10 protein-coding genes are annotated in these 14,332 nt (G+C 66.7%); 5 read left to right on the top strand and 5 right to left on the bottom strand.

Annotated elements, in window-relative coordinates; genetic code table 11:
• Nucleotides 1-15: 15 nt before the first annotated feature.
• From BAY61_RS25235 to BAY61_RS25225, 3 genes are all read right to left on the bottom strand, one after another.
• Nucleotides 16-2,196 carry a phospholipase A2 gene (locus BAY61_RS25235; RefSeq protein ID WP_091807463.1) on the bottom strand — a complete coding sequence of 727 codons (2,181 nt, stop codon included), beginning with the start codon at nt 2,194-2,196 and terminating at the stop codon, nt 16-18.
• A gap of 71 nt (nt 2,197-2,267) precedes the next feature.
• Nucleotides 2,268-3,458 (bottom strand): GGDEF domain-containing protein, encoded by a 1,191-nt coding sequence (locus tag BAY61_RS25230; RefSeq protein ID WP_091807465.1) that lies wholly within the window; start codon nt 3,456-3,458, stop codon nt 2,268-2,270.
• A 773-nt stretch (nt 3,459-4,231) separates the two neighbouring features.
• Nucleotides 4,232-5,428: an MFS transporter gene (locus BAY61_RS25225; protein WP_091806964.1), complete on the bottom strand. Its 1,197-nt coding sequence runs from the start codon at nt 5,426-5,428 to the stop codon at nt 4,232-4,234.
• Nucleotides 5,429-5,830: 402 nt separating this feature from the next.
• Between BAY61_RS25225 and BAY61_RS25220 the strand changes: the two genes are divergently transcribed.
• The gene (locus BAY61_RS25220) at nt 5,831-6,736 is read left to right on the top strand and encodes an SDR family NAD(P)-dependent oxidoreductase (protein WP_091806966.1); all 906 of its coding nucleotides are present in this window, start codon (nt 5,831-5,833) and stop codon (nt 6,734-6,736) included.
• Nucleotides 6,737-6,749: 13 nt separating this feature from the next.
• On the opposite strand, the gene BAY61_RS25215 is transcribed toward BAY61_RS25220, so the two are convergent.
• Complete coding sequence (locus tag BAY61_RS25215; RefSeq protein ID WP_091806968.1) at nt 6,750-8,585, bottom strand: AMP-dependent synthetase/ligase; 1,836 nt, start codon at nt 8,583-8,585, stop codon at nt 6,750-6,752.
• Nucleotides 8,586-8,946: 361 nt separating this feature from the next.
• Here BAY61_RS25215 and BAY61_RS25210 point away from each other — a divergent pair, with 361 nt between their 5' ends.
• Genes BAY61_RS25210 through BAY61_RS25195 form a run of 4 tightly spaced genes read left to right on the top strand, consistent with a single transcriptional unit; the run spans nt 8,947 to nt 13,444 of the window.
• Nucleotides 8,947-10,383, top strand: a complete 1,437-nt coding sequence (locus BAY61_RS25210; protein ID WP_211323603.1) for a GntP family permease — start codon at nt 8,947-8,949, stop codon at nt 10,381-10,383.
• A gap of 14 nt (nt 10,384-10,397) precedes the next feature.
• The gene (locus BAY61_RS25205; RefSeq protein WP_245865416.1) at nt 10,398-11,636 is read left to right on the top strand and encodes a four-carbon acid sugar kinase family protein; all 1,239 of its coding nucleotides are present in this window, start codon (nt 10,398-10,400) and stop codon (nt 11,634-11,636) included.
• Nucleotides 11,633-12,658 (top strand): 4-hydroxythreonine-4-phosphate dehydrogenase PdxA, encoded by a 1,026-nt coding sequence (pdxA, locus tag BAY61_RS25200; protein ID WP_091806970.1) that lies wholly within the window; start codon nt 11,633-11,635, stop codon nt 12,656-12,658. The genes BAY61_RS25205 and pdxA overlap by 4 nt, the downstream gene beginning before the upstream one ends.
• Before the next feature lie 9 nt (nt 12,659-12,667).
• Nucleotides 12,668-13,444, top strand: coding sequence for a DeoR/GlpR family DNA-binding transcription regulator (locus BAY61_RS25195; protein ID WP_170140225.1), 777 nt, complete (start codon nt 12,668-12,670; stop codon nt 13,442-13,444).
• Between the two features lie 7 nt (nt 13,445-13,451).
• Here the strand turns inward: BAY61_RS25195 and BAY61_RS25190 are convergent, their stop codons facing one another.
• Nucleotides 13,452-14,285 (bottom strand): aldo/keto reductase, encoded by an 834-nt coding sequence (locus tag BAY61_RS25190; RefSeq protein WP_091806985.1) that lies wholly within the window; start codon nt 14,283-14,285, stop codon nt 13,452-13,454.
• Nucleotides 14,286-14,332 lie beyond the last annotated feature (47 nt).

Below are 14,332 nucleotides of genomic sequence, written 5' to 3'. Positions count from 1 at the left end.
GCAGTGGAATGGCGATCACGTGGCGTAGCGGGTAGTCATGCGCGTCGTCCAGGCCGTAGCCAGCACCAAGCCAATGGCCAGGACCGCCGTGACGCCGTGAACGCTCAGGCCGATCGCGTCCACCGAGGACCCGCTGGTTGCGGAAAGTAACGGCGGTACGGAAGCGACAGCGGTGAGTAGCCAGGTGCTGGGAGCGTTGCTCGCACCCGTTCGTACCGTGTGCAACAGGGACATCCCCAGCAGCAGATGCACCAGGCTCTGAATGGGATCGAGCGCGACGCCGGTGAGGATCGAGTCCTGGGAGCCACCGAATGTGGTGAGGGCGAATCCGAAAACGCCGATGGTGGCGAACCCGATGCCCGCGGCCGTCGCCGCGTAGGCGAGCGTCTTGTCGAACCTTCCCGAGTGCCCGGGCCCGGTCGGCGGCGAGGGCGGGTGGTGACCGAGGTGTCGTTCGAACCACCAGAAGACCGCGGCGGCCGGAACCGCGAGCAACGCCAGCGCGAGCAACGGCTGCGGGCGCAGCAACCAGGCCGCGCCGTCACCGAGCCGGGCCGGCAGGTAGACCAGTGCGACCAGCAGCAGCATGGCCGCGAGGAAGATCAGGTACAGGGTCATCGGAGCCCGTGAGGCGAAAGCCGCGACCCGCAGCATGAAGGGTGTTCTCGCCAGCGCGGACAGTGGTTCTCGCACGAGACCGAGCAGGCTGAGCTGGACGATGCCGAGCAAAAGGACGGGGAGCGTCGGACCTGCCAGCGTTGGTGAGGCGTCCGGCGCGCCGAGCATGGTCAGTGGGAAGGCGCCGAGCGCGACTCCGGTGACGAGACCCGCGGTGCCCATCGCCGCGACGGCGGCCAACGCCCACCTGCGCATGCGGACCCGGTCGGCGTTGGCGAAGGCCAACTGTTGCGCCAGTAGCGCGAGGCCGAGGCCCGCGACGGCGCCGAGCACGTGCGAGCCGGTGCGGATCGCACCGATCTCGGCGACGACCAGCAGACCGAACAAGCCGAAAAGTCCGGATACCGGCGCTTTCCTGTGCACGGCGAGCAATGCGGGAGTCGCGGCCGTGGCGAGTACGTAGACGCCGAGTAGCCACAGTGGATGGAGCGCGATCCTGATGACGGTTTCCGTTGTGCCCGAGGGGATCTTGAGCAGTTCGAGAGCCGTCGGCACCGCGAAGGCCACGACGGCGAACACCATGGTGAGCCGCAGTAACCAGCTCGCCCTGTGCACGAGGTATTCGCGATAGCCACCGCCGGAGCGCACGACGGCGAGCCAGCCCGCCGAGTTGGCGTGCCCGCCCGCGAAGAAGAAGACGAAGGCGAGTTGCGCCAGCCAGGTGAACGGCCAGAGCCAGCTTTCACTCGCACCGGCCCACTTCGCGAGCGCCACGGCGGATTCGCCGAGTACGAGCAGCGAGATACTGGCGACCCCGAGCAACGTCCACCTGCGGCCTGGCACCGGCGCGGCCTTCGGCGCCGGTGCGGGACGTGGTCTGCTCCTTCGCAGCAACAGCCAGCCGCGCAGCCGGAACGACAGCAGGAAACCGATGACCGCGACGCCTGCGAGTATCGGCACGATCGGTTCGCCGACCGGAGGACCCCATCGCTGGTGCCACGAGTTCACGACGATCCCAGCCGAGTAGAGGTCGGCGACCGTCTCGCACATGCCCTCGGAATCCCGGGGGTTGATCGCGCACGTGGCATGCATGTCGGCGGAGAGCCGGTCGTCAAGCGCTCGCCTCGTCTCCGGGGGGAGCGGCTGTCCTTTCTTTTCCGCGTACCGCAGCAGGTCGTAACCGAGGTCGTGCGCGCGGCACGGAGTGCCGAAATCCCATCGGGTGTCGTCGTCGCCCCATGGGGTCGAGCACCCGCCGTCGACGTGGACAGCCCTTACCGTGCCGTCCATCGCGGCGGACTGGCCTGGTTCAACGCCGGTGACCGAGGTGAAGTCGGAGGGAAGCAAGGAGAGCGCCTCTGGACGAGGCCCAGGGGTGAGCAGGGCGTCGACGGCGCGCTGTGCCGCGACGACGTCGTCGTCGCGCGGGCCGGTGTAGGCCGCGGGCTCCGAACGGGAAGCCACGAAACCGAACGCGGTCACCACGAGCACGAGTAGCGCGACCCATCCCGATGTGCCGAGAATGCCGCGCCCACGTCTGGCCGCGGGCGCGGCATTCTCCTCGGTCGCCGCGGTCATGGTCTCCAGGGTGTCAGCGTGCGGGGGAAGGAACATCGGGGTAACCCCCGATGTTCGGGTTCGTGCCAAGGCTACTGGTTCAAAGACGGCGCGAAGCGCACTTGGTTGCGTCCGTGTTCTTTCGCTTCGTAGACGGCGGCGTCGGCGGCCTGGACAAGGCCCTGGAGGGTGCTGGCGTGTCGCGGATAGACGGCGACGCCGATCGAGGTCGTCCTTTCGGTGATGGTGGTTTCCTCTCCGCGCTTGTCGGTGGTGTCGATGTGCAGTTTCGCGATGGTGTCGCGCATGCGTTCCGCGGCCATCTCCGCTGCCGCCGCGTCGGCGTCGGGCAGCAGTACGAGGAATTCCTCGCCGCCGAATCTGCCGACGATGTCCGCGGGCCGCGTGACCTCACCGAGCACCTTGGCGACCGAGATGAGCACGTCGTCGCCAGCCGGATGGCCGAAGGTGTCGTTGATCCACTTGAAGTGGTCGAGGTCGATCATCAGCATGGCGAGATTGCCGTCGGCTCTGCCCACCCTGCTCAGTGCCCGCTCCGCGGATTCGGACCAGCCCCGCATGTTGAGCAGACCGGTTTTCGAATCGGTGACGACGTCGTCCTGCAATTGGTCGAGTTCGGCGAGCCGGTTGAACACGACGGTGACGACGGCCATGATCGCCACGGTCGGCGGCATCGTGACAAGCAGGACGGCGGTGATCGCGCCGAGGCCCGTCGTGATCGCCTCAAGCAGGTTGTCCGCCTTGCTTCCCAGAACGGTCCGCACGGTCGGGTCGGGCGAGGACAGCGTGAGAATCCCGCCGACGTACACGACCTGTACGCCTTCATAGACAATCGCGGCGAGCAGAATGAAGCCGAATTCGCGGAGCGATCCCCAGCCACTCAACGAAAGCCAGTCGTGCGGTCCCAGTGAGACATACGTCATTTGCGCGAGTGCGGCGGCCAGACTGTGGGAAATCGCTGAAAACACGAAGTTGTGTGCTGGCCTGCGCGCGGTGAACCACCGTTGAACGCGGGTGAGCAGCACGAGCAAGACGACCAGTGGCGCTGGTAGAACGAGAATCGCGGGGAAGACCCATACCGCGATGAGGTCGATGAGAACGGTCTTGGTGCGGTTACGCCTTCGTTCTTCCTGGCGCCGGGTTAGTTGGATATGGACTGTCGCGCCGGCGGCGAGGATGGCAAATCGCATCCAGTCGGTCGCGGTGGGTGTCGACGACCTCGCGAAGGCAAGGGTAAACCCGATGAGCGACAACGCTTCCATGGTGAGCAGGAAGGCGATGAAACTTTTCGGCCTGCGCCACAACGCCCAGTCGCGGGGGTGTCTCGGGTGACGTCTCGTCGCGTTCACGGGCTCACCCCCTGCTGTCGTGCTGTCGTCCCGCCGCGAATTCTCGGGGCGTTCCTCGGGGGCTTCGGCGCCGTGATGTGCCGTCCCACCAGGGGCGGGAGACGACGGTGGCGGTCGGCCGTGTGGCGTCAGCGGCACTCGCCGAACCTCCAGCAGCTCTGTAGTTCCCTTGCCAAGCCGGCCACCGGCCGTTCGCGTGCGAGAGGTCTTTCCTCTCGCACGGGGTATCATCTCACCGCGCCAGAACTTTCGTGTAGGCGAGGACGCCGGGCCCGGTGTGTAAGGTTGCCCGACACATCGGCCGGAAAGCGATCGGAGGTGTTCACCTCTTGTCTGGCCGTAACTTCTGATCTAGAACAAACAAGTGTTGGTTGATTGCGTTCGTCGTGGAGGTGCCTCGTGGCTGACCGTGATTTCTGAGCCGTTGTCACAGTCCTATTCATCAGCGCCACCGAAGGAGGTTTCCCGTGTCGGACCGTGACTTCTGAGTCAGTCGCTCCCTGAGACCACTGTCCCCCTGATGCCAGAGGAGTAGTAAAGTGACCGACCGCGATTTCTGAGTACGCGCTGTCATTCTGTATACACCCAGTCATTTCTGATTAATCGCGACCAGGAGGTGTCGGCAGTGTCCGACCGTGACTTCTGATTTAAGCGGAATATTCTTCTTTCGTTCCCGCCGCGCCCGTTCATGCGAGCCCCGGAGTGGCAGTTTCCTGTGCGGTGCGAACCTTGGTCCACGACAATGCGACCGGGATCGTGCACACGACGCCCGCGATACCGGCTATCGCGATCGCGGTGGTCGCCGACCCGACCAGATCCGCGAGGACTCCGCCCAGCGCGACGCCGATGCCCTGCGCCACCCGCAATCCGGTGCGGTAGACACCGCCCGCTCCGCCGCGTAACTCGTTGGGCACCCAGGTGATGAACGTTGCGCCCACGGTGATGATGTATGCACCCGCCGCACCGGCGAGTGCCAACAGCACCAGTGCGACCGGCAGACTCGGCTCTATCGCGAACGCGATGAGGAACGCCGAGGCGGCCGTCGCGAGCGCGCCCATGACCCTGCGCCGGTTTTCCGCCGAGACGAAGCGGGAGAGGATGAAGGTGCCGATGATGAAGCCGACGGGGTCTGCCGCGAGCAACCAGCCGACGGCCTGATCGGCGGCGCCGATCTGGTGGGCGAGCGGTGCCGCGAGTCCTTCCGGGATGACGGCGAGCCCGACGAGCCACGAGAACGCGAGCAGCACTCTGAGCCTGCGCTGACCGAAGACCCATTGGACGGCGCCGAACCACGCGTCGTCGGGAGCGCCCGCCGCGGGGCGCCTGCGGACGAGCAATCTGACGACGAGCGCGGCGACGAGGAAGCTGACCGCGTCGAGCGCGAGTGCCCACGAGGGGCCTACGGCCGTGACGAGCAGGCCGCCACCACCGAGCCCGACGAGGATCGCGATGTTGGACGTGATCCCTCGCAGATCCTGGCTGCGCAGGTAGAGCTCGTCGTCGGTGAAGACTTCTCGGGTCAGTGCGTTCTGCGCGGCGTTGACGGGCGCGCCGACGAGTCTGACGAACACGACGAGCACACACAGCAGTGCGAGCGGTGTTCCCGGAATCGCCATGAGCGCGACGAGCCCTGCCTGAATCGTCGCCGCGACGACGAGCACCGTGCGCCTCGGGTAGCGGTCGGCGATCTGTGACAGCCCCAGCCCACCGGCCAGCGCGGGGAGAAAGGTGAGGGCGTAGACGATGGCCGCCCACAGCGCGGAGCCGGTGCGGTCGTAGACCATGATCGCGAGTGCCACCGTCGTGAGGTGGTCGCCGAGGACGGACTGCGCTTCGGCAACCCACAGCGCCCGGAACTCGGGATTGCGGATCGCGGCGCTCATCCGCGGCGCTGTCGTAGTACCCACCTCTTGGTCACCCTGTAATGATTCGATTACTGCCTGCCATGGTTCATGACGACGTTAAGTATGCCCTCGATTACACGGAGGCGAACAGACAACGTTGCCCGGATCGGACTAACGGCCGTGTCCCTTCGTCCATCTGTCCGCAGACCAAAGTACGGGGCCACGGAGAGTGGTTGCCTTTGCCGGGGCGTTTCGTGAGACATGTTCACATACGTCGGAGAGTTTGCCGGGACCGATCACCGCTCACTCGTTCGGCGCAGTGAAACCGCCGTTCGGCGAGCTTGCACAGCCGGGAAGTCGCATGTGCCGAACACTGAACTCAAGGCTGGCTTGAGCGGGGCGAACCGCGTAGATGTCGGAGTCGGCGGTGGGAGAAGACAGATGAACGAGTTCCTCGACGGGAAAGCCGTGGTGGTGACAGGCGCGGCGAGGGGGCTTGGCGAGGCGTTCGCCGTACACGCGGCGCAAGCGGGTGCCGCGGTCGTGGTGAACGACGTCGATGCCGATCTCGCGGAACGGACCGCGCGCAACATCAGAGCGCACGGCGGAAGGGCGGTCGCCAGCGGGCACAGCGTCGCCGATCCAGAGCAGGCGAAGGCGATCGTCGACCTGTGTGTGGCGGAGTTCGGCTCCATCGAAGGGCTCGTCAACAACGCGGGGCTGAACTACGAGACGGTGTCGTGGCAGGACGATCCCGGTCGCGTTCGCGAGCTGATCGAAACCAATGTGCTCGGCACCATCTACACCGGCATGGCCGCGGCACAGGCCATGATCGAGCACGGAAAGGGCGGCTCGATCGTCAACATCTCCTCCGGCGCCTCGCTGGGGCAGCGCAAGCTGGCCAGCTATGCCGCGAGCAAGGGAGCCGTCGCCTCACTCACCTATTCCTGGGCGCTCGACATGGAGGAGGTGGGGATCAGGGTCAACGCGGTGTGCCCGCTCGCGCACACCAGGATGGTGTGGAAGTCGGAGCGGTCCCTGCGCAACTGCCCGCCCGACCGGACCCCTTCCCGTATCGCCCCGCTGGTGCTGTTCCTGCTCGGCGACGGGGCTCACGGCATAACGGGGCAGTTGATCCGGTGCAACGGGCCGCAGTTGCACATCGTCGGCCAGCCCTACCTCAAGTCGCCGATCCTCGAACGACAAGTGTGGGATTCCGACAGCGTGCAGAGGGCATTCGACGAGGTGTTCGGCGCTCACCTCGAACCGTACGGACTGGAGAAGCGCGTGCCGCCACGACTGCGCAAGTGGACGGAAGGAGCGTCCACGCCCTTGCGCAGCGCGTAGCGACTCGGCGAGGTCAGGCGTCGTAAAGGCGCTCGATGTCCGGGGCATACCTCTCGGTGATCACCCTGCGTTTGAGTTTCAGCGTCGGGGTCAGTTCACCGCTTTCCGGGCTCCACGGCGTCGCCAGTACGTGGTATCGCTTGATCTGCTCGACTTTGCCGAGCCGTTCGTTCGCGGCCTGGACGGCTCCTTCGAGTTCCGCGAGAACTCCGGGGTGCCGGGCCAGCTCCGCGACGTCACTCGCCTCGATGCCCCGCGCCGCGGCCCAGGCGGGCGCGATCTCGTCGTCCAGCACGATCAATGCCGTGAGGTAGGGGCGGTCGTCGCCGATCGCCACCGCTTGCCCGATCAGCTGATTTTCCTTGAGCAGGCCCTCCACTCTGGTCGGCGCGATGTTCTTGCCACCGGCGGTGATGATCAGTTCCTTCTTGCGGTCGGTGATACTGACGAAGCCGTCGTCGTCGATCGTGCCGATGTCGCCCGTCGCGAACCAGCCCTCCGAGTCGGTGGCCGGTTCGATCGCGCCGTCGTCGTTGAGGTAGCCGAGGAAGACGATCGGGCCTCTGACGAACAGTTCCCCGTCCTCGCCGACCTTCACCTCGACGTCGGCGACCGGCCTTCCCACCGTGCCTGCTTTGAACGCCTCCGCGGTGTTGATCGTGGCGGCGCCGGTGGTCTCCGAAAGCCCCCACACTTCCTGGATCTCGATGCCGAGCCCCGCGATGAACTGGAGCACCTCAAGCGGGAGCGCCGCGGCGCCGCTCGACGCGAGGGCCAGGTTGTCGAGCCCGAGCAGCTGTCTGACGGGTGCCATCACGGTCTTGTCGGTCTCGGCTATCCGTTCCGCGAGTTCGGCAGGAACCTCCTTGCCCTCGGAGCGAAGCTGGTAGCCCTTCCGCAGCAGCTCGTTGGCGCCGAGCAGCGCTTCCCTTCGTTCTTCTGGAAGGCCCTGCGCCATGTTCTTCAAGCCTGCGGCCATTTTCTCCCACACCCGGGGAACCCCGAACAGCCCGTCCGGCCGCACCTTGCCGAGCGCGCCGACGATGCCGGACGGATCGGCCAGCGTGTGCACGTGTCCGGCGTACACGATGGGCATGTAGATCGAGATCTCCCGCTCGGCGATGTGCGCGAGCGGGAGATAGGCGACGTTCGTGGAATGCATCGGCGTGCCATGCCGGGAATGCACGGCGATCGCCTCGTGGATGGCGTTGCGGTGGGAGAGCACGACTCCCTTCGGCACTCCCGTGGTGCCGGAGGTGTAGATCATGGAAAGCGGGTCTTCCGGCTTGATCTCGTCGGTCGCCTGCTCGAACGTCTCCGGTTTTTCCGCGTGCAGCGCCGCGCCGCGGTCACGCAGATCGGCGAGGCTGATGAAGCGCGGGTCGCCGGAAGGCACCGCGGCGGCGTCGAGCACGACGACGTGTTCGAGGTTGGGCAGCTCGTCGAGAATGGGAGCCCAGCGCCGCAACTCCTCTTCGCCGCCGAGTACGGCGATCGGTGCCGCGCTGTGGTTGACGACGAAGGCGATCTGGTCGCTGGACAGCGTCGAATACGCGGTGCACGGAATCGCGGCGAGATTCGTGGCGGCGAGATCGGCGATGAAATGTTCTGGCCTGCTCGTCGCCATGATGATCATTCGCTGGCCCGCGCGCAGCCCGAGTTCGGCGAGGCCCCTCGACACCGCCGCGACCTCCGAACGCAACTGACTCCACGTAAGTGTCGGTGTGCTCTCCGAGTCGAGCGAGCTGAGCGCGGGGAGATCGCCGAACTCCGTCGCGTTGCGCCGCAACAGAACGGGAATCGTCAGGCCCTCGGTCTCGCGCAGAACGGATTCTTGGGTGAACGACAACGCGGTCCTCCCTCGCCTCGCCGGAACAGGGCACCACCATATGTGTTCAGGGTCACTCCGAAAAGATATTCGGATATTGGAAAAGTCTTGCCGTGATCGGCCGGGAGTATGTCGGAAACCATGGGTGACGACCGCGAACGCACGGTGAGAATTCCGCTCGCGAAAGCCGCTACGACCGCGGCGTCCGCGCGGGTGGCAATCCGACTGAACTCGCCACCACGCTGGTGTGCGTCACTCTCGGCGATGCACTCGCGTCGTCTAGTTGCTCAAACTGCTCAACTTTTTCCTCAAAAGTGCTTGTTGTGAGCATGTTGGGCGAGGCATGATGGCCACTTCGCTCACCAGGACAGGGAGGATCACTGTGGATCTTCAGTTGCTGGCTGCGCTCGTCCTCGGAATCGGCGCGATTGTCTTCGTCGTGCTGCGCACCCGGCTCGACGCGTTCATCGCGTTGCTCATCGCCGCGCTGCTGACCGGTTTCGTCGCGGGAGCACCGGTTACCGGCGTTCTCGACTCCATCATCGAGGGCTTCGGCTCGACGATGGGAGCCATCGGCATCGTCATCGGACTCGGGGTCGGGATCGGCAAGATCCTCGAAGTCTCGGGCGCGGCCGACGCACTCGCGCGGGCGTTCGTCAGAGCGCTCGGCAAGGGCAAGGAACCGTGGGCCATGACGGGCACCGGAGCGCTCGTCTCGATTCCCGTCTTCTGCGACTCCGGCTACGTGATCATGAACCCGCTCGCGAGGTCGATCGCCAGGCGCAAGGGCTCCGGTTACGTGACGCTCGCGCTCGCGCTCGGTTGCGGCATGACGCTCACCCACCACCTTGTTCCGCCGACTCCCGGACCGCTCGGCGTCGCCGGAATCCTGGAAACCAACGTGGGCGGGATGATCCTGGCCGGTCTCGTCGTCGTTCTTCCACTCATTCCCGTCGTGGTGATCTACGCGAAGTGGATAGGCCCGAAACTCGAAGGACAACTCGCGCCGGCCGTGCGCGAGGAGGTCTACGGCACCGCGGCGACCCGCACCGGGGAAACCGTCCCGGCCGGTTCTTCCGGCTCCGCCGACTCCCCGGTCGAGGAAACACCAGAGGAGCCACCGCGGCGGATGAAGGCGTGGGTCGCCTTCCTGCCGCTGCTCGTGCCGTTGTTGCTGATCGTCGTGAACACCGTCGCGACAGCCGTCGACCGCAACGCGCAGGGCGTGCTCAGCGGCGACGAGTACGAACCGACCGCGCTGGTGGGCGTGCTCGCCTTCGTCGGTGACCCCGTCGTCGCGCTGTTGATCGGCATCGTGCTCGCCGTCTACGTACTGCTGCCCAGGAGGACCACGCGCGGACAGGTCTCGGAATGGCTGTCCCAGGCGGCGGCCTCGGCCGGCCTGATCATCCTGATCACCGGTGCCGGTGGTGCGTTCGGTCAGGTGCTCAGGGACACCGGGGTCGGAGACGCGCTGGCCACGACGATCGCATCGTGGCACATTCCCGGCGTGCTGGTTCCGTTCCTCATCGCGACGCTGGTTCGGCTCGCGCAGGGCTCCGGAACCGTCGCCATGATCACCGCGGCCTCGGTGACCGCGCCGTTGGTGGCGGGACTGGGAATCTCACCGCTGGCCGCCGCCATCGCCTGCTGTGCGGGCTCGATGGTGTTCAGCTACTTCAACGACTCCTATTTCTGGGTGGTCACCCGATTCACCGGACTCGACGGTGTCGCCGCGATCCGCGGCTGGTCGGGCATCACGACGGCGGTGTGGCTCGGTTCGCTGCCGATGGTGCTGCTCGCGGGGGCGGTCCTGTGAGGGCAAGGGTGCTCGTGATCGGTGACGACCTGACGGGTAGCAACGCGACCGGAGCGAGGTTCGCGCGGGCGGGGCTGCACACCATCTCGGTCAGCGGGATCGAGCGCATCGCCTGCACCGAAGGCGCCGACGTCGTCGTGGTCAACATCGGAACGAGGCAGGCGCCGGAGCACGTCGCCCGCGACCTGGTGCAAAGGGCGGCGCGCGCGGTGGAGCCGGTCGGGCTGCTCGCCAAGCGGGTGGACACCACGCTCAGGGGCAACGTCGGCGCCGAGCTCGACGCACTGCTCGACGTCCTTCCCTCCGGCACGAGGGCGCTCGTCGTTCCCGCGTTTCCCGACGCGGGCCGCACGACGGTCGGCGGACTGCACCTTGTGGACGGTGTTCCGCTCGCGCGGACACCGGCTGCCCGCGATCCGCTGACCCCGGTCCACTTCTCAAGGGTCGCGACGATCTTGCGCGCCGGCACCGAAAGGGACATCGCCGAGGTCCCGCTCGACGTCGTCGAATCCGGTGTGGACGGTGTAGCCGAACGGCTCGCGGAATCGAGCGCTCCCGTCGTGGTCTGTGACGCGACAACGGGAGCCCAGCTCGCCGTCATCGCCGAAGCCGCGGCGAGAGTGAGTCTGCGGGACGGATTCCAGTGGCTTTCCGTCGACAGTGGACCGTTCGCCGTCGCCCTCGCGAGCGCGCTCGGCATCGGGGTTCACGCGGAGCCGCTTCCTCCGGTGCTCGCGGTGGTCGGCAGCATCACCACGGTGACCGACGAGCAAATCGCCGAGCTGGAACAGGTGGCCGGAGCGGCGTTCGTCGAGGTGCGCCCTTCCGTCGACGAACCGGAAACCATCGCGGCCAAGGCGAGCGAGTTGCTGGCGAAAGGGAAAAGAGTGGTCGGCGTGCGTACCCGCCCTCCCGGTCCCGGCGAGAGCGCAGATCCCGCCGTGGCCGCCGCGATTCCCGTGCTGCTCGCCGAAACCGCCGCGATTCTGCTCGCCAGGCACGAGTTCGGCGCGCTCTACGCGACGGGAGGCGACATCGCGGAGGCGACCACCGCCGCGCTCGGCAGCGACGGTTTCCGGATCGAAGCCGAGGTGCTTCCGCTCGCCGTCGCGGGCAGGCTGGTCGGTGGTCCCCACGACGGGCTGCCGTTCGCGACGAAGGGCGGACTGATCGGCGGGAGGGATGCCGCGCTCGCCTGCGTCGAACATCTCACCAGCGTGATTGCCCAACGAGAGAGAGGAATGAACCGGTGACCGAACGCCCCATCCTTGCCGTCACACTCGGCGACCCCGTGGGAATCGGCCCTGAGATCACCGCGCGCACACTCGCGGAGCCCTCGGCGTCGGAGGCGGCACGGCCGCTGGCCGTCGGCGACGCGGCGGTGCTGCGCAGGGCGATCAAGGTTTGCAGGCTGGACGCGGGGGTCAACGCGGTCGAATCGGTCGATCAGGCGCGATTCGAGCCAGGCGTCATCGACATCCTCGATCTCGGCATCGCGGGCGCCGACCTCCCGTGGGGCACGGTCGACGCGACGGCAGGCCGGTCAGCCGTCGCGGCGATCGAGGCCGCGACAAAGGCCGCGCTCGCGGGGGAGGTCGCTGCCGTCGTCACCTCGCCCATCAACAAGGAGGCGATCTGGGCAGCGGGATCCAAGCATCTCGGGCACACCGAAATGCTCGGCGAACTGACCGGGTCGACCAGGTTCAACACGATGTTCTGGGTGCGGGGGCTGAAGATCTTCTTCGCGACCCGGCATCTTTCATTGCGCCAGGCGCTCGACCGGATCACCAAGGAGAACATCGGGCATTCGATCAGGGAGGCGTACACGGCGCTGCAGGTGTTCGGCACGCACGAACCCACACTCGCCGTCGCGGCGCTCAACCCGCATGGGGGCGAAGGCGGCAAGTTCGGCGACGAGGAGATCGTGGCCATCGCCCCCGCCGTCGAGGCCGCGCGAGCAGAAGGACTCGCGGTCACCGGCCCCATACCCGCCGACTCGGTTTTCCACCAGGGCCTCGAAGGCCGGTTCGACGGCGTGCTCTCGCTCTACCACGACCAGGGGCACATTGCCTCGAAGACGGTCGACTTCCACGGAACAGTCTCGGTGACGGTCGGGCTTCCGATCCTGCGTACCTCCGTCGATCACGGCACCGCTTTCGACATCGCGGGTACCGGCAAGGCCGACGCGGGCACCATGCGGGCTGCTTACCAGGCCGCCGTCGAGCTGGCCCCGTTCGCGGGGAAGCTGCGCGAGGTCTACCGGCCAGGGTCGTAGAGTCCTGTCGTGACCGTTCCCCGGCAGCCGACGACACAGCGGCGGGCGATGCTGCTCGCCGCCGTGCGCGGTGGCGATCGCAGCATTGCCCAGCTCGCCGACCAGTTCGACGTCTCGCCATCGACGATCCGGCGCGATCTCACCGAGCTGGCGCGCGAAGGACACGTGGTGCGGACCTACGGTGGCGCGCTCGACGCGGGGACCACGGTCGAGCGGACGTTGCGGGAGAAGGACGCCAGCAACTCCGAGGAGAAGGACGCGGTGGCGAAGGCGGCCGCCGACCTCGTCGACGACGGTGAGGTCGTGCTCCTCGACGCCGGAACCACCACGGGAAGGCTCGCCAGGTATCTCGCCGGAAGGCAGGGCCTGACGGTGGTCACCAACGGGCTCACCGTGTTGCTGGCGCTCGCCGACAGCACCGACGTCGACGTCATCGTGCTCGGCGGCAGGTTGAGACATCCCAACGAGGCGATTCTCGGCCCTTCGGTGGAGAGCCAGCTCAGGCACATCACGCCAGACAAGGTCTTTCTTGGCGCCGACGGCATCACGGCGGGGCGGGGACTTTCCTGTCCGACGCTCGAACAGGCTCAGCTCAAGCACGCCATGTTGCACGTCGGCCGCGGAGCCTACGTGCTTGTCGATCATTCCAAATTGGACACAGGGCCGTTCGCGTACTGGGCTCCCCTCGATCGCGAGCACACGATCGTCGTCGACGAAGGGGCTGGGAAGGCGCTCGACGCGTTTGCAGCCGTCGACGGCTGTGAGGTTCTTGCCGTACCGTACTGAGCTGGTGTCAACGCACGTTGAACGTATTGGGGTCGGGGCCGGTGCGCTCGCCCCTTTCCAGTGTCGCCATCGCTGCCATGTCCTCGTCGTCGAGTGAGAAATCGAAGATCACGAGGTTCTCGCGCATCCGCGACGGGGTGACGGACTTCGGGATGATGATGTTGCCGAGTTCGAGGTGCCAGCGCAGCACGACCTGCGCGGGCGTGTGATCGTGTTTCTCGGCGAGCGTGCGCACCGTCGGATCCGACAGCAGGTCGCCGCCCTTGGCGAGTGGGCTCCACGCCTCGGTGAGGATGCCGTGATCGGCGTCGTACCGGCGGGCCTCGTCTTGCCGCAGGTAAGGATGCAGCTCGATCTGGTTCACCGCCGGAGCGACCTCGGCGTCGGTGGCGAGCCGTTCGAGATGGTGCGGCTGGAAGTTGGACACCCCGATGGCCCGCGCCCCGCCGTCGGCGTAGATGCGTTCGAATGCCCGCCACGTCTCCGGATACTTGTCGAGCTCGGGAACCGGCCAGTGGATCAGGTAGAGATCGAGGTAGTCGGTGCCGAGGGCGCCGAGGCTCGCGTCGAATGCCCGCAGCGTCGCGTCGTAGCCGTGGTCGCTGTTCCAGAGTTTGGTCGTCAGGAAGAGGTCACCACGCGCGATACCCGACCGGGCGACAGCGTCGTGCACGCCTGCTTCGTTGCCGTATGCGGCGGCGGTGTCGATGCTGCGGTAGCCGGCTTCGAGCGCCGACGAGACGGCCGCCGCCGTTTCGCCGGGCGGTACCTGGAATACACCGAAGCCGACCTGCGGCATCTCGACGCCGTTGTTCAACGTGATCGTGGGGATGTCGGTCATGGTGTGAGGTCCTTTCCGCTTCGTCACCTCAGGCCGAGTGTCCATGA

Origin of the sequence: Prauserella marina (genome assembly GCF_002240355.1) — a bacterium.
Lineage (GTDB): Bacteria > Actinomycetota > Actinomycetes > Mycobacteriales > Pseudonocardiaceae > Prauserella_A > Prauserella_A marina.
The sequence above is the reverse complement of the archived record's forward strand: the minus strand, read 5'-3'. Positions and strand labels throughout refer to the sequence as shown.